General features: G+C 58.5%; 23 protein-coding genes and 1 riboswitch. Of the genes, 2 read left to right on the forward strand and 21 right to left on the reverse strand.

What is annotated here, in order from left to right:
- Positions 1-63: 63 nt before the first annotated feature.
- The 3 genes from MITSMUL_RS03360 to MITSMUL_RS03370 all read right to left on the reverse strand — a co-directional run bounded on the left by MITSMUL_RS03360 (position 64) and on the right by MITSMUL_RS03370 (position 3,091).
- Positions 64-1,389 carry a metallophosphoesterase gene (locus MITSMUL_RS03360; RefSeq protein ID WP_050751656.1) on the reverse strand — a complete coding sequence of 442 codons (1,326 nt, stop codon included), beginning with the start codon at positions 1,387-1,389 and terminating at the stop codon, positions 64-66.
- A gap of 192 nt (positions 1,390-1,581) precedes the next feature.
- Entirely contained in the window at positions 1,582-2,763 is a 1,182-nt protein-coding gene (locus tag MITSMUL_RS03365) for a UxaA family hydrolase (protein ID WP_040635393.1), read from the reverse strand.
- Positions 2,654-3,091: a UxaA family hydrolase gene (locus MITSMUL_RS03370; protein WP_005839959.1), complete on the reverse strand. Its 438-nt coding sequence runs from the start codon at positions 3,089-3,091 to the stop codon at positions 2,654-2,656. Before MITSMUL_RS03370 ends, MITSMUL_RS03365 begins: the two co-directional genes overlap by 110 nt.
- 157 nt (positions 3,092-3,248) lie before the next feature.
- Here MITSMUL_RS03370 and MITSMUL_RS03375 point away from each other — a divergent pair, with 157 nt between their 5' ends.
- The gene (locus MITSMUL_RS03375) at positions 3,249-4,172 is read left to right on the forward strand and encodes a LysR family transcriptional regulator (RefSeq protein WP_050751628.1); all 924 of its coding nucleotides are present in this window, start codon (positions 3,249-3,251) and stop codon (positions 4,170-4,172) included.
- Between the two features lie 262 nt (positions 4,173-4,434).
- Positions 4,435-5,322, forward strand: a complete 888-nt coding sequence (locus MITSMUL_RS03380) for an Rpn family recombination-promoting nuclease/putative transposase (protein ID WP_040635843.1) — start codon at positions 4,435-4,437, stop codon at positions 5,320-5,322.
- 698 nt (positions 5,323-6,020) lie between these two features.
- Here the strand turns inward: MITSMUL_RS03380 and MITSMUL_RS13100 are convergent.
- The 18 genes from MITSMUL_RS13100 to MITSMUL_RS03480 form a co-directional block, all read right to left on the reverse strand.
- Complete coding sequence (locus MITSMUL_RS13100) at positions 6,021-8,444, reverse strand: ESPR-type extended signal peptide-containing protein (RefSeq protein WP_005839973.1); 2,424 nt, start codon at positions 8,442-8,444, stop codon at positions 6,021-6,023.
- Positions 8,445-8,700: 256 nt separating this feature from the next.
- Positions 8,701-9,555: a MerR family transcriptional regulator gene (locus tag MITSMUL_RS03400; RefSeq protein ID WP_005839975.1), complete on the reverse strand. Its 855-nt coding sequence runs from the start codon at positions 9,553-9,555 to the stop codon at positions 8,701-8,703.
- A 52-nt stretch (positions 9,556-9,607) separates the two neighbouring features.
- A complete protein-coding gene (locus tag MITSMUL_RS03405; protein ID WP_084778568.1) occupies positions 9,608-9,862 on the reverse strand; it encodes a helix-turn-helix domain-containing protein in 255 nt (84 codons plus the stop codon).
- 402 nt (positions 9,863-10,264) lie between these two features.
- The gene (locus MITSMUL_RS03410; RefSeq protein ID WP_040635396.1) at positions 10,265-10,486 is read right to left on the reverse strand and encodes a helix-turn-helix domain-containing protein; all 222 of its coding nucleotides are present in this window, start codon (positions 10,484-10,486) and stop codon (positions 10,265-10,267) included.
- A 776-nt stretch (positions 10,487-11,262) separates the two neighbouring features.
- Positions 11,263-11,619 carry a P-II family nitrogen regulator gene (locus tag MITSMUL_RS03415; protein WP_005839983.1) on the reverse strand — a complete coding sequence of 119 codons (357 nt, stop codon included), beginning with the start codon at positions 11,617-11,619 and terminating at the stop codon, positions 11,263-11,265.
- 7 nt (positions 11,620-11,626) lie between these two features.
- Positions 11,627-12,931, reverse strand: a complete 1,305-nt coding sequence (locus MITSMUL_RS03420) for an ammonium transporter (protein ID WP_005839985.1) — start codon at positions 12,929-12,931, stop codon at positions 11,627-11,629.
- A 350-nt stretch (positions 12,932-13,281) separates the two neighbouring features.
- A complete protein-coding gene (locus MITSMUL_RS03425) occupies positions 13,282-13,539 on the reverse strand; it encodes a sulfurtransferase TusA family protein (RefSeq protein ID WP_005839990.1) in 258 nt (85 codons plus the stop codon).
- On the reverse strand, positions 13,536-14,396 hold the full coding sequence (locus tag MITSMUL_RS03430; RefSeq protein ID WP_005839991.1) for a 4Fe-4S binding protein: 861 nt from the start codon (positions 14,394-14,396) through the stop codon (positions 13,536-13,538). The genes MITSMUL_RS03425 and MITSMUL_RS03430 overlap by 4 nt, the downstream gene beginning before the upstream one ends.
- A gap of 334 nt (positions 14,397-14,730) precedes the next feature.
- Complete coding sequence (locus MITSMUL_RS03435) at positions 14,731-15,150, reverse strand: M67 family metallopeptidase (protein WP_005839993.1); 420 nt, start codon at positions 15,148-15,150, stop codon at positions 14,731-14,733.
- Positions 15,151-15,163: 13 nt separating this feature from the next.
- On the reverse strand, positions 15,164-15,982 hold the full coding sequence (locus MITSMUL_RS03440; RefSeq protein ID WP_005839995.1) for a HesA/MoeB/ThiF family protein: 819 nt from the start codon (positions 15,980-15,982) through the stop codon (positions 15,164-15,166).
- Positions 15,979-16,188 (reverse strand): sulfur carrier protein ThiS, encoded by a 210-nt coding sequence (thiS, locus tag MITSMUL_RS03445; protein WP_040635400.1) that lies wholly within the window; start codon positions 16,186-16,188, stop codon positions 15,979-15,981. Before thiS (MITSMUL_RS03445) ends, MITSMUL_RS03440 begins: the two co-directional genes overlap by 4 nt.
- 203 nt (positions 16,189-16,391) lie before the next feature.
- Entirely contained in the window at positions 16,392-17,063 is a 672-nt protein-coding gene (locus tag MITSMUL_RS03450) for a thiamine phosphate synthase (protein WP_005839998.1), read from the reverse strand.
- Positions 17,050-18,309, reverse strand: coding sequence for a 2-iminoacetate synthase ThiH (gene thiH / locus MITSMUL_RS03455; RefSeq protein ID WP_005840000.1), 1,260 nt, complete (start codon positions 18,307-18,309; stop codon positions 17,050-17,052). The genes MITSMUL_RS03450 and thiH overlap by 14 nt, the downstream gene beginning before the upstream one ends.
- 42 nt (positions 18,310-18,351) lie before the next feature.
- Positions 18,352-19,122, reverse strand: a complete 771-nt coding sequence (locus MITSMUL_RS03460) for a thiazole synthase (RefSeq protein ID WP_005840002.1) — start codon at positions 19,120-19,122, stop codon at positions 18,352-18,354.
- Between the two features lie 99 nt (positions 19,123-19,221).
- Positions 19,222-19,419 (reverse strand): sulfur carrier protein ThiS, encoded by a 198-nt coding sequence (gene thiS, locus MITSMUL_RS03465; protein ID WP_005840004.1) that lies wholly within the window; start codon positions 19,417-19,419, stop codon positions 19,222-19,224.
- 81 nt (positions 19,420-19,500) lie between these two features.
- A riboswitch (TPP riboswitch) is annotated at positions 19,501-19,617 on the reverse strand.
- 35 nt (positions 19,618-19,652) lie between these two features.
- Positions 19,653-21,230 carry a nitrite/sulfite reductase gene (locus tag MITSMUL_RS03470; protein ID WP_005840006.1) on the reverse strand — a complete coding sequence of 526 codons (1,578 nt, stop codon included), beginning with the start codon at positions 21,228-21,230 and terminating at the stop codon, positions 19,653-19,655.
- A 219-nt stretch (positions 21,231-21,449) separates the two neighbouring features.
- Positions 21,450-21,854: a GtrA family protein gene (locus MITSMUL_RS03475; protein WP_005840007.1), complete on the reverse strand. Its 405-nt coding sequence runs from the start codon at positions 21,852-21,854 to the stop codon at positions 21,450-21,452.
- Positions 21,844-22,869, reverse strand: a complete 1,026-nt coding sequence (locus tag MITSMUL_RS03480) for a glycosyltransferase family 2 protein (RefSeq protein ID WP_005840009.1) — start codon at positions 22,867-22,869, stop codon at positions 21,844-21,846. Before MITSMUL_RS03480 ends, MITSMUL_RS03475 begins: the two co-directional genes overlap by 11 nt.
- Positions 22,870-22,872: the final 3 nt, after the last annotated feature.

Raw genomic sequence — 22,872 nt, forward strand, 5'->3', positions numbered from 1 at the left:
GGACGGTCTGGTGGATATGGGATTTATCACACATGCTATTAGATACTCTTGTTTCGGCTTGCCTTATTTCTGCAGGGTCTCGCGGTCGATCTCCGTACCGTCCGGCAGGAAGCAGGCGATTTCCACGCCCGCATCCTTGACGCAGATCGTCAGGTAGTTGTCCGTCTCCGGCTGTGGCGCGACAGTCTTGTCGAGCGCATGGTCGACCCAGAGCCCCGGATAGCGCACATTGCCCGCGACGCCCGTCAGGATGTAGAGCGGGCCGCTCGCGTCGCGCTCGAAATTCTTGATATGGCCGCGATTGCGGTAGGTGTGCAGGTGCGCCGAGAAGACGATATCGATGCCTGCTTCGTCAAACAGCGGCATCCAAGCGCGCCCCTCATCCGAGAATCCCTCCTGCCGCTCCGGCCGGTTCGCGATGCGGTACTGCAAGGGATCCTTGTGCATCAGCACGATCTTCCACTTCTTGTCGGTCTTTCTGACATCCTCGCGGAACCAAGCCTGCTGCGTTTCGAGGAGGCCCTGATGGAAATCAGCCGCCTCATCCGTCTGCGTGTCGAGCACGATGAAGTGCGCCGGCCCGTAGTCGAACGAGTAATAGCGCCCCGCGAACTCCTCGCTGCCATTTGCCGGCAGGGCGAATTCATGCAGGTAAGCGACCGGCTCGCGGACCTTCCAGTCCTCGTTGTAGGTCTCGTGGTTGCCCATCAGGGGCGCCACGGGGATGCGGTCGATGATGCCCGCGACCGCGTCGAACCACGCATCCCACTGGCGGTGATCCTCGCCGTTGTCGACGAGGTCGCCCATGTTGATGAAGAAATCCGCGCCTTCATTGCGCGCAGCCGCCCCCTGCGCGAGGTGCTTCCAGTCCGTGTAGTCATTCGACTGCGAGTCCGGGAAGATCAGCGCCGAGAACGCGCCACCGTCGTCCGTCTGCAATGCGTGCCAGTCATCGCACTGGCCGTCCGCCTTGATGCGGTATTCATACGCTTCGCCCGCCTCGAGGTCCGCGAGCCTTGCCGTGTAGAGCTCGACCGTGACACCGTCGTCGGAGAACGTCTCGCGCTCCGCCGGGCTCGCGGCGATGTCCTTCGCGCCCTTGAGTCGGTACTCGACGACCGCATCCTGCCACTTCACATCCGACTGCCACATGATCGTGCGCGCGTGCGCGTTGTCTGTGGCGATGACCTGGCGCAGATAACTCAGTACCGGCTTGCCCTGTGCCGCGCCGAGCGCATGGCTCGCCAGCCGGTCCGCCAGCTGCGTGCGCGAAAACGCCCAACCGCCGCCCGCGAGCACCACAGCCCCCGCACAGATGGCGAGGAATTTGCGCCGCGACAGCTTCGGGCCCGCCGCCCTTTCATTCTTGCTTTCTCTATCCTTATCCATGATCTGCGTGTCCTTTCTGGATTCCATCAATCGATCTGTTACTTTTATGATAGCGGATTTCCCTCAATTTTATCTGAGAATCCGTTTTCTACACTTCAAGTATACAAAAAGACAGCCGCTGTGAGAAATGCTTATCTCACAGCGGCTGTCATACAGAAAAAGCATGAATAGCTGTCTTAATTTACGGTTTGCTCAGACGTAGCGGCAGACATGGTCGACGGCGATGTCCGAGAAGCCGAAGGCCTCGGCTTTCGTCAGGCGGCCGTTGGCCGTGGCGGCAATCGCATCGACGAGCTCACGGCCTGCCTGCTGGTAGGTCTTCTCGCCGCGCACGATGGCACTGAGGTCGGCGTCCATGTTGTCTTCCATGCAGCGGTAGGTGCGCGCATTGGCCGTGACCTTGAGCACCGGCACGATGGCATTGCCCGTCGGCGTGCCGCGGCCCGTCGTGAAGATGATGACCTGGCAGCCGGCCGCCGCCATCGAGGTCACCGACGAGATATCGTAACCCGCCGTGTCCATGACGAGCGCGCCGCGCTTTGTCGGCCGTACGGCCTGCTCCAAGACCTCCACGATGGGGCGCGTGCCGCCCTTGCGGATGCAGCCGAGGCTCTTCTCATCGAGCGTCGAGAGGCCGCCCGCCTTATTGCCCGGCGTCGGCTGGCCCGCGCGGCAGTCCTGCCCCGCTCCTGCGAGATGCTTCTCATATTCCTCGCAGACGCGGATGATCTCGCGCTGGATCTCAGGCGTCGCCGCGCGCTTCGCGAGGACGTGCTCGCCGCCAATCCACTCGATAGACTCGCTCATCATCGCCGAAGCGCCCATGTCGACGAGGATGTCGCTGAGCTCGCCGACGGCCGGATTGCAGGCGATGCCCGACGTCGCATCCGAGCCGCCGCACTCGATGCCGAGCAGCAGTTCCGAAGCAGGGAAGAGTTCCTTTTGCTGCATGCCCGCCTGCTGTGCCATGTCGCGCGCCGCGCGCACCGCCTTCTCGATGGTCTTGAGCGTGCCGCCCTCGTCCTGGATGCCGAATGAGACGACGGGCTTGCTCGTCATCTTCTGAATCTTCTCGCGCAGCGCCGCATGCGGGACCGTCTCACAGCCGAGGCCGATGATGACGACGCCGTAGACATTCGGGTTGCAGGCAAAGCCCGTCAGCACCTTCTGGCTCATCGCCGTATTGGCCGCCACATCCGAGCAGCCCGTGTTGAAGACGATGTTGACCGCGCCGCGCACCTGGCTCGCCACGATGCGGCAGCACTCACTGCCGCAGGCACACGTCGGCAGGATCAGGACGTGGTTGCGGATGCCCGGCCGCCCCTCCGCGCGGCGATAGCCCCAAGAACGAGAACGGCTCGAGGTCCGGCGCACCGGCCGACTGCTTCGCCTGCATCACGAAATCATCGCCCGCAAGCTCGCTCTCGTAGTCGCGCGGCACGCTCTTGAGGTTCTTGTCATTGACCCAGTGGCCCTTCTTGACCGGTGCGATGAGCTTGCCGAGGCTTTCACCGTACTTGATGATCTCCGTCCCCTCTGCGAGGTCAGAGAGTGCGACCTTGTGGCAGTAGGGGATCGCCTCCTCTGCCGTAAGCGACATTTCCGATGCGCCCTCCTGATAGACGACATCCTCCCCGCGCTTCACTTCCTTGACACACGTCACGACATTGTCGCGCTCATCCATCTTCAATGCATTGATCATGATTGCTCTTCTCTCCTGACCGTGCTCGTATCGCTTTCGTTGCCTATAGCATACCGCAATTCCAGTATTTCTTCCAATTTATAGATTTTACAGCTCCATAAATCTGATATAATAATAGGCACAGATACATCGAAAAAACATGAAAGAGGGAATGCATATGCAGCAGGATATGCGCTACGTCTATGAGATCTACCGGCAGAAGAGCTTTTCCAAGGCGGCTCAGGCGCTCTTCATCACCCAGCCCGCCCTGAGCATCGCAATCAGCAAGCTCGAAGCTTCGCTCGGCATGCCGCTCTTCGACCGCAGCACGCGCCCTATCAGCCTGACGCCCGCCGGGCGCATCTACCTCCAGACCATCGAGAAGACGCGGGCGCTCGAGCAGGACCTGCGCCACCAGCTCGACGACATCCGCGCGCTGCGCACGGGGACCATCACCATCGGCAGCAGCCACTTCATCAACGCCTGCATCCTGCCAGAGATTCTGACGCGCTTCAACCGAAAGTTCCCGCAGGTCAAGCTCAACCTGCTCGAGGGAAGCTCCCACGCGATGGCGCGCATGCTCGAGCAGCGCGAGATCGACCTGACCTTCAGCTGCGACGAGGCCGTCATCCAGGATTTCACGAGCACGCCCGTGTTCACCGACACCATCCTGCTCGCCGTCCCACAGGATGCGCCCTGCCCCGCACATCGCGCGCAATACAGCCTGACCGCCGCCGACATCCTCGCCAGACGCCACCTCGCGCCCGACTGCCCGAGCGTCAACCTTCGTGACTTCGCCGCCGAGCCCTTCATCCTGCTGCGCAGCGGCAACAACCTGCACGACCGCGCCATGCACTTCTTCCGCGAGGCCGGCATCGAGCCAACCATCAAGATAGAGCTCTCCCAGATGGCCACCGCCAGCCGTCTCGCCGAGGCCGGCTTCGCCGCCACCTTCCTGAGCGACCGCCTCGTCACCAGCGAAAGCCACCTCCACTTCTACCGCCTCTCCCACCCCGAGAGCCACCGCATTTTCCACGCCCTGACCAGCCCCAAACGCTACCTGCCAGCAGCCGTCAAAGCATTCATCGAATGCCTCAAGTAAAAAAGAGCTGCACGTACAGGCATTGTCCTGCACATGCAGCTCGCTTTTCTATATATCAGTATATCAGTCGACGCTCAGGCCTCTTTGCAGGGCAGCATCGGCTTGTCATCCTGGAAGCATTGGAAGGTGTGCCAGCCTTCATGCGGACGAGATTGTACCACTATTAGAAAGGCTTGCAATCATTGAGATGTTTGTTCCGGGGACTCTGGCGACACATCTTTCGGCATGATATAATAAAAGCAAAAAGGGAGGATGCATGTGCATGAAGCCGAAACGAACCTATAAAGATTCGCTCTTCCGCCATATCTTCAACGACAAGCGGCGGCTTGCCAGTCTCTATGAGAGTCTGACGGGCCGCAAGGTTGCCCCGAGAGACATCGCCATCACGACGCTGCGAGGTGTGTTCTTCAACGACATCAAGAACGACATCAGCTTCCGCATCGGCGACCGCGACATCATTTTGATGGAGCATCAGAGCTCCTGGAACCCCAATATGCCGCTGCGCATGCTCTGGTACGTCGCCAAACTCTACAGCCGTCAGCTTGATTCACAAGAAGTCGTCTACCGCTCGCGCCTCATCCCCATCCCTGCACCAGAATTCTACGTCTTCTACAATGGCAGTCAGGACGAGCCCGACTACCAGAAGCTTCGCCTTTCCGATGCCTTTGCGCATGCAACCGATACGCTGGAACTTGCTGTCGATTGCTACAACATCAACTACTCCACCCAAAACAAACTTCTCGACTCCTGCTATGAGCTCCGCTGCTACAGCATCTTTGTTCAGAAGGTCCGCGAGGGTATCCAGAACGGCCTCGAACTCAGGACCGCTATCCGTCAAGCCATCACCTACTGCAAGACGCATGACCTGATGGGCGATTATTTTCAGAAAAACGAAAGCGAGGTGTTTGACATGGTCAACTTTAAATGGGATCAGAAACGTGCACTAGAGGTGGCAAAAGAAGATGGGGTCGCTATCGGCGAAGCACGTGGCGAGGCACGTGGCAAGCTGCTTGGCGAACGCAATGCCATGATGAAAGTTGCGCTGTCACTCTTGAAGAAGGGACTTCCTGTAGGCGTCATCACTGAGTCGACCAACCTCTCACTCGAAGAAGTCCGCAAGATTGCCAAGGACAATGGTCTGGCATTCTGACAGCGTGCAACAATGCGCAATAACTGTATAAAAAGCAAGAGGCATAGGAGCCTTGACTCCTATGCCTCTTGCTGTATTTGTGAGGGAATCGGTGGTTGTGTTACTGCCTATCGCGCGACAATCAGAACTGCCAGTTGATGCCGATGTTGCCCTGCCATTTCTTGTGCCAGTCGCTGCCGAAGGAGCGCTAGAGGTCGCTGTAGAACTTGCGCACATGCCATCATCGTGCTATAATGAACATAGAAAAAGAGGCCACCGTAGACGGTTGCCCTCATCTATTGATCAAAAAGATGACCGTGTAGTTGCGAGCTTGGCGGTCATTTTTTTGTGCTTCTGTCTTTTCCAAGGGTATACCCTAGGGAAAAGCAAGCAATCGCAAAGCCGAGAACATTCATGACAATGCCATAAAGCGTTCCGTCATTCATGCGCATCCCCTCCTTCCAGTTGAGATCTGCCGCAAAGCGACAGTCTGCTGTGGAGGGCGTACAAAAATCCCTCCATCGTCAAACAGAAAAGTAATCGGATAGAGAGGACAACCGCCTACCGTTGGTGGCCATCGAGAGCATCTAATGCTCCCGATTTTTTTTATTATAGCATATTCTCTCGGTAAGGAGAATACATCTCCAAAAAGGTAAAGAAAGCAAGAGGCATAGGAGCCGTGACTCCTATGCCTCTTGCTGTACTAGTAACGAGATAGATTATTTAGTTGCTGCTTGTTTGTCCTGTTTCGCCATCAGCTGATGAACCATGGCCTTGAGTTCCTTGATCTCGCTGTCCTGCTTCTTCAGCTGGTCGTCCTGGCGGGCGACGGTTGCGCGCAGTTCGGTGATTTCCTGCGTGGAGCCCGGGCGGACCTGGGACTTGCCCTTCGGGCCGAACTTGAAGCTGACGCCGGCGTTGATCATGTTCTCGCCATTGCCGAAGTTCGTGCCGACGCTGAACATCGTGTCGTCATCCGGGCGGTAGAACGCGCCGACGGCCACGCTGTTCGCATCGCGGTAGTTGCCGTAGCCAACGGCGAAGTCCCACTTGTCTTCCGGGTCAAAGTCGAGCGGATGCAATGCCGCCAGAGCCGCAGCACCAGCACCGACCTTGTTGACCTTGCTATCGAGGTTATTCACGCGGCCATTGATGTTCGTGATGTTCGATGCATTCGAGGCGACCTGATTGTCGAGAGCCGTAATGTTCTGGCCAGCCGTGTTCGATGCCTTGACGTACTTGCCATCCTGCTTGACGCGCGTCTCGTTATAGACCGTACCAGCATTGACGGCATTCTTCGAGCCCTGTTCGATAGAAACATCCTTGTTGATCGTAAGACGGTCCGTCGTCATCTCTTTTGCCGTTACCTTATCAGCGGTTACACTATCAATATTGATATCCTTCTTCAAGGACACCTGGTAGTTCGCTGGTTTTGTCGAATCTGTCTCCGTATTGGTCACAGTGATATTCGATCCATCATCCGTAACAGTACCTACGCCACCATCCTTGCCGTCTTTACCATCCTTACCAGCAGGGCCCTGGGCACCGGTATCACCTTTGTCACCCTTCGGGCCTTGTACACCGGCATCACCTTTGTCGCCCTTCGGCCCCTGCACTCCAGTATCGCCTTTGTCGCCCTTCGGACCTTGTGCACCGGTATCGCCTTTGTCGCCCTTTGAACCCTGCGCACCGGTATCACCTTTGTCACCCTTCGGACCTTGCGCACCGGTATCACCTTTATCACCTTTTGGGCCTTTAAAAGCAGGGTCATTCTTCAGAGCATCTTTATCCAGCGTGACAAGGACTCTTTTATCTCCATCATTGCCAACTTCCTGTGCCTTGAGACCATCGCCAAAGTCAAGCTGAAGATTGCTGATTGTCATATTATTTGTAATCTGGGTACCTGTCGTATTGATTGTTCCGCCGCTGTAGATATGAACCGGCATATTCATGACATTCTTCAACTGAGCCACATTGACAGCATCCGTATCTTGCGTACCGGCAGCCAGGTTGATGATCTGCCGGGTCTGCTGGGGAATCGGCTTGCTGTTTTCATCCTGAGAAGCCCCGGCTCCGACAGAAATAGCCCCCCACGAGGACTGCCAGGCAGGAGACGTATCAACCATCTGACCGGATACTGGATGGTAGCCCTGCCAGCCCGCTTCCCGGTCGGCTACAGAACTCATACCCAGAGCCACGGATCCAGTAGCGGAAGCTTTGCTCAAGAGACCTACTGCCGTGCCTCCTTCTGCGGAAACCTGGCTGGCAGCCCCTACGGCCGTGCCCCTAAGACCTGCTTTGCTGCCATAACCCAAGGCAGAAGCAAACTTATCAGTCGCTTTACTAAAGCCACCCAAGGCTACGGAAGCCAGGCCGGAAGATTCAGAAGAGGCTCCTACGGCCGTGGAATGGTCAGCGGCCGTTCCGCCATCACCCATGCCATTGGCCATGATGCCGATGCTGGTACTGTACGCACCTTTGCTCTTGGCCTGCTGACCCAGAGCGACGGCCCCTTCGGCCGTGGCTTCGGAATAACTGCCTACCGCTGTCGTATACGTCCCCTTTGCATGGCTCTGTTCGCCAATGGCGATGGCATTGATTCCGTCAGCTTCGCCCTGGGAGCCAGTTCCAATGGCGATGGCATCCAACCCCGTAGCCTTCGAGCCATTGCCTACGGCCAGGGCCCGTTCGCCATTAGCTACGGCATCGTTACCCAGTGCCGTAGCTCCCATGGTCCCGTCTGCATGGGCTCCGGCTCCGACGGCCAGGGAATCTACCCCGGCAGCACCATCATTATTATAATTCTTGTTGCGGTTCCCACCTTCAGGGTTGACACTGAAATAATGGATGCCGCCCTGAATGGTCGCCGCGTTCTGTCCGATATCTGCCTGTCCGGTATCTGCCTGTCCGGTATCTGCCTGTCCGGTATCTGCCGCCCAGCTGATTTCCGGCACGCTGCCCCAGATCAGGGCACCGGCCGCAAGGGCTACGGCGATGATGCGGGCTAGGGCTGGGGTGTTAGTGTGATCGGCACCCTGCTGGCTGCTTTTATGGTTACTTTTTGCCAGTATCGGATACGACTCGGATACGACGATGTAACACTGCCGTGCTTTGTTGTAGATAACCTTATAGATTCGATTCATTGTACATCCGCCTCAAAGTATTATTTCATATCATTTCGCCCTAAATATATCCTAATCATATGGCCTATGGTTGTGGTAGAGTCAATTTCGTTTTTTGTTTTACAGTCATTGTTATAAGATATCATTTAAAATCGTTTCGCTTTATAATGGACGGTTTCTGCATGCTTTATTGTAAAAAAACAGCATACGGCGTGCATTTATGGCATGTCGTATGCTGTCGAATGATGATTCTATGCGATTTTCTGGGCAAGGCTCATCAATGATGAGGGTTTTCGCCTGGTTTGACGGGGACTTGGAGGCGCAGGATCTCGGAGGTCTTGCGGAAGTCCTGTTTGTCGATGACGCCGATGATCTGGCAGGTGACGTCGCCGGTCGGCGTGCAGTGCTGTTTCTCGCAGTATGCCCTCAGCTGGTCCAGATAGTCGGCGGCCTGCGTGAAGTCATCGAGGTAGACGCAGGCGCTCATACTGCTCGGCCAGACTTCAGCATGCAGCTTTGCTGCCGCTTCCTTCGGGAGGTTCACGCCAAGCTGCCCCGTCCGATAATGTCCCGCCTCGAAGTCGTCCAGCTTCATGGTCAGGAACGCATCGTAGGGATTGATACCGCGGACGCCTTTCTGGCGCAGCGCCCCTTCCATATGCGAGAGGTCGTAGACGACGCTGCCGAAGTCCTCCTGGAAGTAATCCCGCGCGGCAGGCTTCGCATAGACGTAAGACTTCGGGATGTACTCCATCGTGAACGTCCCTGCTGGCGGCAGATGGCGAAAATAATCCATCCATAGGAGTATCTTCTCAATTTCTGTTTTTTTCCAGAGGATTTCCTTGAGCTCTTTGTCGAGGTCGACGAGCTTCCGCTGATACGTGGCAGATAGGAAGTCAAAGTCCGAGCGGTCGAGGACCTCCTTGATTTCCTTGAGGCTCAGGTTCAGTTCCTTGTTGTACTGGATGATGTGGAACGCCGTGCTCTGCAGGACATCGTAGATGCGGTAGCCGTTCGTCGGGGCGACGTTCACCGGCTTCAAGAGTCCGTTCTCGTCGTAGAGGCGCAGTGTCGCCAGCGTCGTATGGTTGAGTTCGGCCATCTGGCCGATCGATAATTGATTATTCTTCATGATTTTATCCCCCACTATTCATCGTCATATCATCTGGACTTCTTAGCCTACTTCATTCCCGTGAAAGCCCGGTCAGCGAATCCAGCGATACATGGTAGAACTCCGCAAGCATGATGAGCCGCTCGATGGGCAGCTTGCGCTTGCCGAGCTCATACATGCCATACGCGACTTGACTGCAGTGGAGGACTTTGGCGACATCCGCCTGAGAGAGGTTGTTGCGCTCGCGCAATTCCTTCAGCTGTTTCGCCCAGATGCTGGAATACTGCCGCCTCGTTTTCCCATCTCTCTCAGATTGACATTGCGCCATATCGACGTACCCCCCCCCGTGCACATTTGTGCTCTTTGCACTTATAGTATGTACATCCATATTGTAAACCATCCTTCCTATTTTAAATATCTCCCTCTTGATTCTCGCCAACCATGTGCATAGCTTACACCTAATACACGTTTGGTTTTATCATAGCCCCTATCTCAGGATAAAGGTCAAGATACATTTTGTTTTGATAAGGCCAGTTTGATCTTTTGCTCGTACACAGCAATGCTATCATCACTGTTCCTATTTTACCACAAATCTTGTTCAATATTTTCTAATATTCTGCTTGATTGTGTAAAAACTGTGCCATATAGCATTTTGTTATGCAATTGGGCAGCAAAAAGGCCGTGTAGGCAACTGCCCACACGGCCTTCTCACTTCCTATGCATTATCTTGCTATGCTTGATCACAGAGCCCCGCCAGGTAATCCATTGAGACGTGGTAGTACTTGGCCAGCTTCACGAGGTTCTCGACCGAGATCCGTCGTTTGCCGAGCTCGTACATGCCGTAGGCAACCTGGCTGCAGTGGAGCACCTTGGCGACATCCGTCTGCGACAGGTTGTTCGCCACGCGGAGGTCTTTCATCCGCTTGGACCACGCGGCGATGTTCTTTGCCATGCCTGAATCCTCCCTTCTGCTTCTCATGGTCATCGTTTTGCTTGTCCTGCCAGAAGGAGTTGCCTTCTGGCAATTCTTTCCTAGATTCTTACTTCGAGGAAAACGCGAAAAATCCTGCCAGAATCCGTGGATTCAGCAGGATTTTTTACACTATGGTGCCGCAAGGTACGTCTGCAAGGTGGCAGGGGGACCTGTTCCGGCTTCGTCGCTCCGTTGGAATGAGTCCCATGCAGCCGATGACGGGTTCAGATGTTTCGCCGCCTGACGCGGCGTTCTGACATCACCGGACTCAACGGGGAACGCTTGGGACTCAGCCCTGTGGGCGGTCACTGCGCTCCTGCAGGCGGAACAGGTCCCCCTCCCCTCAGATACATCAGTTGACATCACAGGGAGAAAGTGGGTCTCGTACGGCGGCGCGAGCGAGCGCGCATGAAGTGACTTCCGGACGGAGGGGAACGGCTGGTCATAAGCGGAGTTTTGACGGACTGCTAAACCTGTTTTTGGCCAACAAAAACCCTTGTCAAGGTGCGTCGTCCAAGCGGAGCGCGTTCAGCACCTTGGCAAGGCTGTATCAAGGCTGTATTAAAGGGCAAAAAACAGGTTTAGCAGTCCGTCACGCGGAGCGTTGGCCAGCCATTCCCCGGAGTCCGATGCTATCCCCCTTGCCAACCTTCCGACGCTGCCATCATCCCCTATTGCGCAAAAAAAGAGCCCCTTGTGGGGCTCTATATGGGGATACATCAAATAGGATAGGGAATTTGGGGTAATTGGGGTAATTACTTCGTGTCCATGATGGCCTGCGGGCCGCGGTCGCCGGTGCGGATGCGGACCGCATCGGTGAGCTCGTAGACGAAGATCTTGCCATCGCCGATGTTGCCCGTGCGCACGGCTTTCTGTGCGACTTCGAGCACGCGCTCGACCGGGATCTCGCAGACGACCGTCTCGAGCTTGATCTTCGGCACGAGGTTGATGTCGTACTCCTTGCCGCGGTAGACCTCCGTGTGGCCTTTCGACAGGCCGCAGCCAAACACCTGGCTGACGGTCATGCCGAGCACGCCGATATCGTTGAGTGCCTGCTTGAGCTCCTCGAGCTTGCTGGCACGTGTGATGATTTCTACTTTCGTTATCTTCATAGCTGCCTCACTCTTTCTGCGTACTTAAAATCGTGTTTGCGAGCATCTCGCTGGAGTTCTCGAGGGAAGCTGCGATCGGGCTGCCGGCCATCATGGCACTGGCATAACCGCGCTCGCCGTGCTCGACGATATCGAGACCTGCGATTTCTTCCGTCTCGTCGGCGCGGACCTTCATGAGGTGGCTGACAATCTGGAAGAGGATGTACGTGCCGACGATGGCAAGAGCATAAGCGACGATGACCGAAACGACCTGAGCGAAGAGCAGGTGCGTCTCGCCGTAGAACAGGCCGTCAGCACCAGCCGGGTTGACTTCCGTCGTAGCCCAGAGGCCCGTGGCGATCGAGCCCCAGGTACCGCCGATGCCGTGCACACCGAAAGCATCGAGCGAATCATCATAGCCGAGCTTCTCTTTGAGGACGGCAACAGCGAAGTAGCAGACGATACCACCGATAAGACCAATGGCGAGAGCCGGCATCGGCTTTACGAAGCCAGCTGCTGGCGTGATGGCAACGAGGCCGGCGATGCAGCCGGAAGCCGCACCGAGGATGGTCGGCTTGCCGTTGCGGTACCACTCGACGAGTACCCAGGAGACCGTTGCAGCAGCAGCGGCTGCCTGCGTCGTGACGAATGCGTTCGCGGCAAGGCCGTTCGCGCCGAGAGCCGAGCCGGCATTGAAGCCGAACCAGCCGAACCAGAGAAGCGTTGCGCCGAGGACCGTCATCGGCAGGTTATGCGGCAGCATCGCGAACTGGCCGTAGCCGCGGCGCTTGCCGAGCAGGATGCAGATCGTCAGGCCGGATACACCGGAGAGGATGTGGATGACGAGGCCGCCGGCGAAGTCAAGTGCGCCGAGCTGCGAGAGGAAGCCGCCGCCCCATACCCAGTGTGCCATCGGGTTGTAGATGAAGATGGCCCAGAGCAGGATCAGGACCGCAAAGGCTGCGAAGCGCATGCGCTCTGCAAACGCGCCGGTGATCAGGGCCGGCGTGATGACGGCGAACATGCACTGGAACGCGACGAACGCGAGCTCCGGGATGGTGCCGTTCTCGAGGACGTTGAGGCCGACACCGGCGAGGCCGATCTTGTCGAGACTGCCGATGAAGCCATTGATATCCGTGCCGAACGTCATGGCATAACCGAGGATGACCCACTCAACGGAGATCATCGCGACGATGAAGAAACTCTGCATGATGGTCGTCAGGACGTTCTTGCTGCGGACCATGCCGCCGTAGAAGAACGCGAGACCAGGTGTCATTACAAAGACCAGGGCTGCGCTGATGAGCACCCAAGCCGTATCGCCAGTGTCAATCATAAGAATCCATTCCTTTCCATCAGTTCAATAGTTCAAAGAAGTTGCATTGATTGGAAAATATAAGAGCCTTTCCCGCTTGTTCCACCAACCGCTGAGCTTGGCCACAAATGCAAAAGGCGTCCAGCAGCATGAGCCTCGATGAGGTTCCTCATGCCTGCTGGACGCCTTTGTCCATTCCTGGCCGCTTGTTTGTTTTGGGGATTCAACGGAAAGTGTACCAGCCAGTGAACAGAAAAGCCCCGAAGAATCCGGTACCTGATTCTTCGGGGCTCCATTGCCTCTTGCTGATGACTCTATAATAGCAGGCTGTGTGATATTCGTCAACAGTTAATTTACATGTATACAGTATTTCAATCTGCCAGCAGGCCATTCTTCTTGACCACGAGGTCATACGTGCCGTCCTCGCGCTTCTTGACGGAAAGGACCTTGTGGTCCTCGTCCTTGAGGCTGCGCGGCACGTTCTGGATGGGCTCGCCGTCGTTGAGGTGCACGGCGAGTGTCTGGCCGTCTTCGAGGTCTTCGAGGGCCAGCTTCACCTTGACAAAGGTAATCGGGCAGACGACATCCGTGATGTCGATCGTGCTGTCGGTCTTGATCGTTTCACTCATAATATCTTCTCCACTTCTTGTTCGAATTTATCCCAGCCGACGCGGTCGAGGCAGTTGGCAAAGCGCTCGCTCGGCTTCGCGTACTTCTCGAAGAAGGCCAGCGTCGTGTCGACGACTTCGTAGAGCTTCTCTTCCTCGAAGACGATTGGCAGGAAATGGCGGCCGACCGCGATGCGGTTGCCGTAAAGGCCGCCGAACGAGATGACGAAGCCTGCCCTGCCCTGCCAGGCGTCCGTCGGGCAGCTCTTGATGCACTTGCCGCAGTAGACGCACTTCGACTCGTCGAGCACGACTTTGCCCTCGTCCGCCTTGACCGTGATGGCCTTCTCGGGACAGACGGCCTCGCAGACGCCGCAGAACGTGCAGTTGTCTGCCGCCCACTTTGGCTCGACGCCGCCCTTGACGCCGAAGTCGTTCTCCTCGGCCTTGAGGCAGTTGTTGTGACAGCCGGTGAAGCCGAACTTGAACTTGTGCGGCAGCTCGCGGCCGCCGTAGCGCTTGTCGAATTCGTTCGCGAGGTGCTGCGTGTCGATGAGGCCAGAGGCGCAGACGGCACAGCCCTGGCAGGCCGTGATCGTGCGCACGCGCGGGCCGCAGACGCCGACGGAGACGCCGCCCTCGTGCAAGGCTTTCTTGACTGCGTCGATGTCCTCGAGACGGATGAACGGGATCTCGATGCCCTGGCGCGAGGTCAGGTGGACGTAGCCCTTGCCGTACTGTTCGGCGACCTTCTGGACCGTGCCGAGCTGGACGGCGGTGAAGTGGCCGCCGACGGACTTCAGGCGCATCGAGAAATGGTCTTTCTGGCGCTGGCGCATGAAGCCGCCTTTCTTGAGCTCTTTATAATCAACTGCCATGAGAATTCCTCCTAAGATATACACACATTATGATTGCTAATGAGATAAAGATTAGATGGATGGCGTTCTCATCGATGAGGGAAGGCGGGAGGGACTGGCCCGGCGCTACGCGTGACGGTCTGCTAAACCTGTTTTTTGCCCTTTAATGCAGCCTTGCCAAGGAGCTAAACGCGCTCCGCTTGAACGACGCTCCTTAGCAAGGATTCTGGTCGGCAAAAAACCGGTTCTTCACGCAGACCGTCAAAGCTCCGCTAAGGGCCAGCCCCTCCCTCACTTCCTGAGATGCTCGGATGTCCGAGGTGCTCCTCTCAGCTCATCACCGATGAGGTCAGACTCAGCGGATGCGCAGGTCCTCTTTGCTCACGTCGGTCTGCTTCTCGATGTGGAAGCTGTTGAGGACGGGTTCGCCGCCGTTTAATGAGAGGATGAAGTAGCTGGCGCGGCTGTCGTAGGCGAGGCGCTTGTCTTCTTCGCTTGGGCGCGAGGGGGTGGCGGGGTGGCTGTGCCAGTTGCCGAGGAGGTCGAGGCCTTGGGCTCGCAGCTCTTTGACGGTGGCGAACTGTTCTTTGGTGTCGAGGGAGAAGTGTTCTTCGCTGTGGTCGGTGTTCGTCAGGAAGAAGACTTTCTCGACGAATTTCTCGGCGGTCGCTTCGTCGATGCGGCCGCCGATGAGGCCGCAGTCTTCAATCGGTGCGGTCTCTCTCGCGTGGCGGACGATGGCGAGGTAGTCCTCGAGTTTTAGGTGAATGATCATACTCTCCCCTCCCTCAGTGATGGCGCAGGTCGCAGGCCGGCTGCTCGTAGTCGATGAGCTCGGTGATAGTCGGGTGGTCGCTGCAGATGCTGCAGTTCGGGTTGCGCGGAATCTTGATCTTGCGGAAGGTCATCGTCAGAGCGTCGTAGGTCAGCAGGTACCCCGTCAGCAGGTCGCCGATGCCGAGGATATACTTGAGAGCCTCGGTCGCCTGCAGGGTGCCGATGACGCCGCCCATGACACCGAGCACGCCGGCCTGGCGGCAGGTCGGCACGGCATCTTTCGGCGGCATCGTCGGGAAGACGCAGCGGTAGCAAGGACCTTCACCCGGCACGTACGTCATGAGCTGGCCCTGGAAGCGGATGATGCCCGCATGGGAGAAGGCCTTCTTCTCGAAGACGCAGGCGTCGTTGATCAGGAACTTCGCGGGGAAGTTGTCGGTGCCGTCGATGATGAAGTCGTAGTCCTGGTCGCGGATGATGTCGCGGATGTTCTTCGAGGTCACCATCTCGTTGTAGGTGTGGACCTCGATGTCGGGGTTCATCGCCGCGATGGTCTCCTGGCCCGACTGCACCTTGGCCTTGCCGACGTCCTTCATCTGGTGGATGATCTGGCGCTGCAGGTTCGAGAGGTCGACGACGTCGAAGTCGACGAGGCCGATCGTGCCGACGCCGGCGGCTGCGAGGTACATCGCAGCCGGTGCGCCGAGGCCGCCCGTGCCGATGACGAGTACTTTGCCGCCGAGCAGCTTCTCCTGCCCCTTGCCGCCGACTTTGTCGAGGATGATGTGGCGGGAATAGCGTTCAATCTGTTCGTTCGTCAGAGCGCTCATCTTGCACCGCCTCCCATGAAGTAGAGGAATTCCACTTTGTCGCCGTCTTTGACGAACGTCGTCTCGAAGCCCGAGTGGTCGACGAACTCACCGTTGAGCTCGACGGTCACGTAGTCGGGCTGCTCCGCCTTGGCGACGGTGAGCAGTTCCTTAAGGTTGATGCTCTTGTCGATGCTGAGTGCCTTGCCGTTTACTGTCAGATTCATGAATATCCCTCCATAATGCAAAAAGCCCATGATAAAATCCCCTTGGCCTGGGAGCAGACAGACTCCCGCCACAGGACGTATCATGAGCTTTCGTTGACGAATGACTCGCTTATGCCTGTTAATACATAGTTCATAAATATGTTTAACAATTTATGGCTATTATACTGCCACTCGTGCAAAAAGTCAACATGCTGTGAAAAAAGTCACCGATTATTTTCGGGTATTTTCGTCAGCCAGAGATTCCCCTGCATCAGGGAGCTCATCGCGCAACCTCCCGCGGCACCGGCCGCGAGGACCTCTCTGAGGCGCGCGGGCGTGATGCCGCCGATTGCGTAGACGGGAAGCTCCGTGGCCGCCGTGACTTCGCGCAGGAAAGCGAGGCCGCGCGGCGGCAGCCCCGGCTTGCACGAGGTCGCGTAGATGTGGCCCGCGATGAGATATGAGCAGCCGAGCCGCTCCGCCTCGCGCACGTCTTCGAGTGAGTGGCACGAGGTGCCGAGATGTGCAGGCAGGACCGCCCTGCTCTCGCGCAGTCTGCGCAGGAGCGGCAGCGGCAGATGAAGCCCATCAGCGCCGAGATGCGCGGCCGCTCCTACAAAGGTATGCGCGATAAAGGGCACCTGATGACGCAGGCAGATGGCCTGCACCTCTCTTGCGAGCGCCTCGTAGGCCCCCTCCTCCATGTCCTTCTCGCGCAGGACGATGGCCGCGGGATGCGCGGCGGCAATCCGCTCGAGGCGTGCTAAGAAAGACGGCTGGCCGCCCGCATCCTCGATATCATCAAAGAGATGGCGGTTTGTCACGCAAATCAGCCGGTTGAGTGTCTCGGACTGCTTCTCCTGCTTTGCAGGAGGAAATTTCTTAGAGATAGACATAATCATTGAGCACGGGCTGTAACCCCTCGCCGGCCATGTCTGCGTACATGCGGCGCAGGCTACGGTTGTCGCAGATCTCGAACTGCGCGTCGCCGGTCTCGCCCTCTCCCTTCCCCGTGTATTTCTCTTCGTGGTCGCCGATGCCCGTCGAGACGCCGGCGGAGATCTTCGTCGCGGCGATCTTCACGATGCCGTTGCGGAAGGCCGCGCTCTCGCGCGAGGAGACGGTGATGCCGACGTACGGCAGGAAGATGCGGTAAGCGCAGAGGATCTGGCAGAGCTGGCGCTCGCCGACGTCCTGCGGGTTGATCTTCTCGTTGTTGATGATCGGGCGCAGGCGCGGGCACGAGAGCGAGAACTCGGCCTGCGGGTACTTGCGCTGCAGGTAATAGACGTGCAGCGCCGTCGCGAGGGCGTCCTTGCGGAAGTCGGCGAGGCCGAGGAGCGCTGAGAAGCCGACGCCGCGCATGCCGCCCATCAGAGCGCGCTCCTGCGCCTCGAAGCGGTAGGGCCAGACACGCTTGTGGCCCATGAGGTGCAGCGTCTCGTACTTCTTGACGTCGTACGTCTCCTGGAAGACGGTGACGTAGTCGGCGCCGCACTCGTGCAGGTAGCGGTAGTCGGCGACATTCATCGGATAGACCTCGAGGCCGACGTTGCGGAAGTACTTGCGCGCGAGCTTGCAGGCCTCGCCAATGTAGGCGACGCTGCTCTTCTCCTTGCTCTCGCCCGTCAGCATGAGAATCTCCTCCATGCCGCTCTGGGCGATGACCTGCATCTCGTGCTCGATCTCCTCCTTGCTGAGCTGCAGCCGGTGGATGTCGTTGTAGCAGTTGAAGCCGCAGTAGACGCAGTAGTTCTCGCAATAGTTGGCGATGTAGAGCGGCGTGAAGAGGTAGACCGTGTTGCCGAAGTGGCAGCTCGTCTCGCGGCTCGCGCGCTCGGCCATCTGCTCGAGAAGCGGCAGGGTGGCCGGCGAGAGCAGCGCCTTGAAGTCCTCAATGGTGCAGGTCTCATGGTCGAGCGCGCGCTTGGCGTCGAGGATGGTGTAGGCACTCGGGTCGTAATCGTTCATGGCCGCGATGACCGTCTCGCGCACGGTCGGGTCGATCTGCTCCATGTCGGGCCAGTAGGCCATCGGGTCCGTGCGGCTCGAGGGGTCCGTCTCAAGCCGGTGCTTCTTGGCGAGTGCCGCCTCGCTGAGCTTATCCGAGTCGATGAAGAAATTATTTTTCTGATTAGGCATCACAATGCGCTTCCTTTCTTGTTCTCTGCCACTGCGTCATACTCAGTCATGCAGGAAGCCCGTCAGCGGGTCGGAAGCGGCAGCACCGCGCCGCAGCACGCGGCCAAGGCCGGAGAGGTATGCCTTGCGGCCGGCGCGTATCGCGTCGCGGAAGGCCGAGGCCATGAGCGGCACGTCGCCGGCCGTCGCGAGGGCCGTGTTGGCCATGATGGCCGCGGCGCCCATCTCCATCGCCGCGCAGGCCTCCGACGGCTTGCCGATGCCGGCGTCGACGATGATCGGCAAGTCGATCTCATCGATGAGGATCTGCAAGAATTCCTTCGTAGCGAGTCCCTTATTCGAGCCAATCGGCGCGGCGAGCGGCATGACGGCAGCTGCACCGGCGTCAACGAGCGCGCGGGCGGCATAGAGGTCCGGGTACATGTACGGCAGAACGACGAAGCCTTCCTTGGCGAGAATCTCCGTCGCGCGGATCGTCTCGTTGTTGTCGGGCAGCAGGTACTTCGAGTCGCGCATGATCTCGATCTTGACGAAGTCGCCGCAGCCGAGCGCCTTGGCGAGGTGCGCGATGCGCACAGCCTCCTCTGCCGTGCGGGCGCCGGAGGTATTGGGCAGCAGGGTGACGGTCTTCGGCACGTAGTCGAGGATGTTCTCCTTCTCCTTCGTGTTCGCGCGGCGCACGGCCACCGTGACGAGCTCCGCCTCGGCATAGCGCACGGCCGCATCGATGAGTTCGAGCGAGTACTTGCCCGAGCCCAGGATGAAGCGCGAGTGGAACTTGTGGCCGCCGAGCGTGAAGCTGTCCTCTGCCATTCTCTCTTCAATGGATTTTGTTGATTTCGTCGATTCTGTCATTTGATTCTCTTCTTTCTCTAGCTCTCGATTGCTCTCGTTTCCGACACCATGCAGGGGTCAGGCGCCGCCGCCCATAAAGCAGACGATTTCGACGACGTCGCCGTCCTGCAGCACGGTCGTCTCGTACGCCGCCTTCTCGAGGATGGCGCCGTTGTACTCGACGGCGACCGCCCGGCTGTCGTAGTCGGCTTCTTTCAGTAAGTCCAAGAGCATCATGCCGTCTCTTGCCTGTGCTTCTCCATTGATCGTGACCATAGACTCACCTCGTTATGCAAATAAAAAAGAAGGAAGACCTGATTGGTCTTCCTTCGCTCATTCATTCATCTCGCGCCCGCTCTGTGGCGAAGCGCTGCTCCCTACGTTGGCATTATCCAAATCAGGTTCACGGGTCGGGACCACGAGTCCCCTCTCAGCCTGCTGTGCCGTCGGCCACAAGCTCCCCAGTTATGCAATTGCAGTTCTTATTATAGTCGGACTCTGTAACATTGTCAACCGTTATTGCCGACTGCGTATTGGTCGACGACCGACTGCCATGCGTCGCGGCCCGTGCGCGCGACGGTCGCATAAAACGGCTCATCCGCCTCGCGCAAGTCGAGGTACTGCTGGACAAGCGCTTTGAGCAGAGCTTCGAGGTTGACGTCGGCCACGCGGCCCTCGAGCGGCGTGGCAAACGCCGCATCTTTGCCGAGATGCCCGCCGACCATGACCGTGTAGGCGGGAACGGTCTCCTTGCCGACGCGCGCGCGGCCGCCCGTCAGGCCGATGTCGGCGACCTGCGGCTGCGCGCAGGCGTGGAAGCAGCCCGTGAGATTGACGCGCAGCGGCTGGCCAACTTCCGGGAAGGCCGCATCGAGCGCTGCCGTCAGCGCGTGCAGGCGGTGCTTCGTCTCGATCGGCGCGAAGTTGCAGTAGGCGTTGCCTGTGCACGAGGAAGCATAGCCCGTGAAGAAGCCCGGCTTTATCGGATAAGTGCGGAAGATCTCTTCCTGCAGCAGCGCTTCGACCGCGCTCTCAGGGATGTCGAGCAAGATGAGGTTCTGCGAATTCGTCGTGCGCAGGCGTCCCTGACCATAGCGCTTGGCAAGCGCAGCAAATACCTTGAGAGCTTCGGCGGCGATATGGCCGTTCGTCACATGGATGCCGACATAGCTTAGGCCTGCCTGCTTCTGCGCGTGGACACCGTAGAAGCGGCCGTAGTTCCACGGCGCCGTGACTTCCTCGCCGCCGCGCAACAGCGCGCCCGTCTGCGCCTCGACCTTCTCGGCAACCGATTCGATGCCGAGGTCCGCGACGAGGTACTTGAGGCGGCAGTGGTTGCGCTTCTCGCGGTAGCCCGCGTCGCGAAAGATCGTCGCGACGGCAATCGCTACAGCCTTGACCTCCGCGGGGCGGATAAAGAACGGCAGGCGCTCGGCGAGGTACGGCTCGGCCGAGAGGCCGCCGCCGACGTAGGCGACGAAGCCCACCTCCCCCTCGCGCTTGGCCGGCACGAAGGCAATGTCGTTGATGCGCGCGAAGCCGGCATCGTGCGGGTTCGCCGAGATGGAGATCTTGAACTTGCGCGGCAGGTTCGAAAAGGCGCGGTTGCCGAGGAAGAACTGGAAGACCTCTTCGACGATCGGGCGCGTGTCGAGGAGCTCCTCCGCATCGACGCCGGCCAGCGGGTTGCCGAGGATCGTGCGCGGCACGTCGCCGCAGGCCTCGACGGAGCTAAGGCCCACAGCGCTCAGGCGCGGCAGGATGTCACAGGCATCGCGCAGCGTGATGTTATGGATCTGCACGGCTTGGCGGATCGTGATCTGGAGCTCACCCTTGCCGTACTCCGCGGCGAGCGCTGCAAGCACCTCGGCCTGCTCCGCGGTCAGCTGGCCCGACGGCAGCTTGACGCGCACGAGGAAGTGGCCGTCGCGTGGCCGCTGTGCATAGATGCCCGCCCACTTGAGGCGCTCGACATCGCCCGGGTCGATGTCCTTGAAGGCCTTATCCGCAAGGGCCGGGATCTCCTTGATGATCTCGAGCCCGTCCTTATCGTGCTTCCACTGCTCATTGCGATTGGCAAACGTCATACTATCTCTCCTATCTGAAGCTCTTGCTTTTCCAAAATAAAAACGGAGGCTCCGCGCGCTTCGAAGTACAATGACTCCAAAGTGTACAGGAACCTCCATTCGCTGGTCAGTTACTGAATATGCTATTGAGGATAGCATGGATAAATGCCGGCCGTCAACAGCAAATCTCACATCTATGTGATAAATATCACACGCTATCCGCCATTCCATATTCCCTATTCAATGGCGGCCAAAGGCAAAGATCTTGACGCAGAGAAAAGTGATCGGCACGCCGAGGATAGCAGCGAGCAGATAGCTCGCGATGGACGGCAGGCCGAGCAGGTTGTAAGCGACGAAGACGATCGCGTTCTGGATGATGTAGTTCGGCACGTACGAGAGGAAGAACTTCACGTAGCGCGTGAGCGTCATGCGCGTCGGGAAGACAAAGAGACTGTTGAGGAGATACGCATTACCATTGCTCAAGAGATAGCCGATGTTGAACGCGAGGTTGGCATTGCCGACGAGCGGCTCGATGACCGTCGCGAGGAAACTGCAGAGGAAGGTGTTGATCGTGCCGACGACGAGGAAGAGCAGGAAGGCGCGCGTGAAGAAATGATGCTTGACCGTCTGCCAGTCAACTCTCATGGGCAGCCTCCGGCTCTTCGGCGCTGTCGTTGGCCATGGCGATGGCCTCGGCGGCCACCGTATCGTCGAGACCGTGCGCGAGGTCTTCGGGCTTGCCGCGCTCTAAGAGATAGAGCGGGCGGCGCTTCGTCTCCTCGTAGGTGCGGCCGAGATACTCGCCGATGATGCCGAGGATCAAGAGCTGCATGCCGCCAAAGAACAAGAGGCAGGCCATGATTGTCGGCCAGCCGGCCGTCGTGTCCTCGCTGACGAACGTCTCGTAGAGCACGTGCAGGAAGACGCAGCCGCTCGCAAAGAGGCTCGCCATGCCGAAGTAGAGGCCGAGGCGCAACGGGAAGGTCGAGCACGTGAAGACGCCATCGACGGCAAGCCGCCACATCTTGCGCGGCGAGAATTTCGAGCTGCCCGCGAAGCGCGGCGGCGCCGTGAAGTGCAGCTGCTTCTGGCGGAAGCCCATCGCGCCGATGAGCCCGCGGATGAAGCGCGCATGCTCGCGGTAGCGGCGGAAGGCCAGCACAGCCTTGCGGTCCATCAGGCGGAAGTCTGAGCCGCCCGGCTGCACGGGCACCTCCGAGATGAGGTTGAGGAACTTGTAGTAGCCTCCAGATGTCGTGCGCTTGAGCCACGAGGCGTCGCGCGTCGCATCGCGGATCGTCTGCACGACATCGTAGCCCTCGTGCCAGTACTTCAGGAGCGCCGGGATGAGCTCGGGCGGGTGCTGCATGTCGCCGTCCATCGTGATGACGACATCGCCGTCCGCATGGTCGAGGCCGCAGGTCAGCGCGAGCTGGTGGCCGTAGTTGCGCGCGAGCAGCATCGGCTGGACGCGCGCATCCTCGCGCTCAAGCCGTGCGAGGATGGCGCGGCTCTTGTCGCGCGAACCATCGTCGACAAAGATGATCTCCCAATCGAGTTCAAGACCGGCCATCGTCTGGCGGACGGCTTCGTAAAAGTGCTGCAGATTATCCTCTTCGTTGTAGACGGGTACGACGATGGACAGTCTCTTTTTCTTCATGAA

Source organism: Mitsuokella multacida DSM 20544 (assembly GCF_000155955.1).
Classification (GTDB): domain Bacteria; phylum Bacillota; class Negativicutes; order Selenomonadales; family Selenomonadaceae; genus Mitsuokella; species Mitsuokella multacida.

Excerpts from the sequence above, each read along its gene's own strand:
- MITSMUL_RS03470 (WP_005840006.1), bottom strand. The coding sequence starts at position 21,230 with ATGACGTTTGCCAATCGCAATGAGCAGTGGAAGCACGATAAGGACGGG.
- MITSMUL_RS03480 (WP_005840009.1), bottom strand. The coding sequence starts at position 22,869 with ATGAAGAAAAAGAGACTGTCCATCGTCGTACCCGTCTACAACGAAGAG.
- MITSMUL_RS03410 (WP_040635396.1), bottom strand. The coding sequence starts at position 10,486 with ATGGCAAAGAACATCGCCGCGTGGTCCAAGCGGATGAAAGACCTCCGC.
- MITSMUL_RS03475 (WP_005840007.1), bottom strand. The coding sequence starts at position 21,854 with ATGAGAGTTGACTGGCAGACGGTCAAGCATCATTTCTTCACGCGCGCC.
- MITSMUL_RS03450 (WP_005839998.1), bottom strand. The coding sequence starts at position 17,063 with ATGTCTATCTCTAAGAAATTTCCTCCTGCAAAGCAGGAGAAGCAGTCC.
- MITSMUL_RS03420 (WP_005839985.1), bottom strand. The coding sequence starts at position 12,931 with ATGATTGACACTGGCGATACGGCTTGGGTGCTCATCAGCGCAGCCCTG.
- MITSMUL_RS03415 (WP_005839983.1), bottom strand. The coding sequence starts at position 11,619 with ATGAAGATAACGAAAGTAGAAATCATCACACGTGCCAGCAAGCTCGAG.
- MITSMUL_RS03435 (WP_005839993.1), bottom strand. The coding sequence starts at position 15,150 with ATGATCATTCACCTAAAACTCGAGGACTACCTCGCCATCGTCCGCCAC.
- MITSMUL_RS03400 (WP_005839975.1), bottom strand. The coding sequence starts at position 9,555 with ATGAAGAATAATCAATTATCGATCGGCCAGATGGCCGAACTCAACCAT.
- MITSMUL_RS03380 (WP_040635843.1), top strand. The coding sequence starts at position 4,435 with ATGAAGCCGAAACGAACCTATAAAGATTCGCTCTTCCGCCATATCTTC.
- MITSMUL_RS03425 (WP_005839990.1), bottom strand. The coding sequence starts at position 13,539 with ATGAGTGAAACGATCAAGACCGACAGCACGATCGACATCACGGATGTC.
- thiS (WP_040635400.1), bottom strand. The coding sequence starts at position 16,188 with ATGAATCTGACAGTAAACGGCAAGGCACTCAGCATCGACAAGAGCATC.
- MITSMUL_RS03440 (WP_005839995.1), bottom strand. The coding sequence starts at position 15,982 with ATGAGCGCTCTGACGAACGAACAGATTGAACGCTATTCCCGCCACATC.
- thiS (WP_005840004.1), bottom strand. The coding sequence starts at position 19,419 with ATGGTCACGATCAATGGAGAAGCACAGGCAAGAGACGGCATGATGCTC.
- MITSMUL_RS03405 (WP_084778568.1), bottom strand. The coding sequence starts at position 9,862 with ATGGCGCAATGTCAATCTGAGAGAGATGGGAAAACGAGGCGGCAGTAT.
- MITSMUL_RS03375 (WP_050751628.1), top strand. The coding sequence starts at position 3,249 with ATGCAGCAGGATATGCGCTACGTCTATGAGATCTACCGGCAGAAGAGC.
- thiH (WP_005840000.1), bottom strand. The coding sequence starts at position 18,309 with ATGCCTAATCAGAAAAATAATTTCTTCATCGACTCGGATAAGCTCAGC.
- MITSMUL_RS03460 (WP_005840002.1), bottom strand. The coding sequence starts at position 19,122 with ATGGCAGAGGACAGCTTCACGCTCGGCGGCCACAAGTTCCACTCGCGC.
- MITSMUL_RS03360 (WP_050751656.1), bottom strand. The coding sequence starts at position 1,389 with ATGGATAAGGATAGAGAAAGCAAGAATGAAAGGGCGGCGGGCCCGAAG.
- MITSMUL_RS03370 (WP_005839959.1), bottom strand. The coding sequence starts at position 3,091 with ATGATCAATGCATTGAAGATGGATGAGCGCGACAATGTCGTGACGTGT.
- MITSMUL_RS03430 (WP_005839991.1), bottom strand. The coding sequence starts at position 14,396 with ATGGCAGTTGATTATAAAGAGCTCAAGAAAGGCGGCTTCATGCGCCAG.
- MITSMUL_RS13100 (WP_005839973.1), bottom strand. The coding sequence starts at position 8,444 with ATGAATCGAATCTATAAGGTTATCTACAACAAAGCACGGCAGTGTTAC.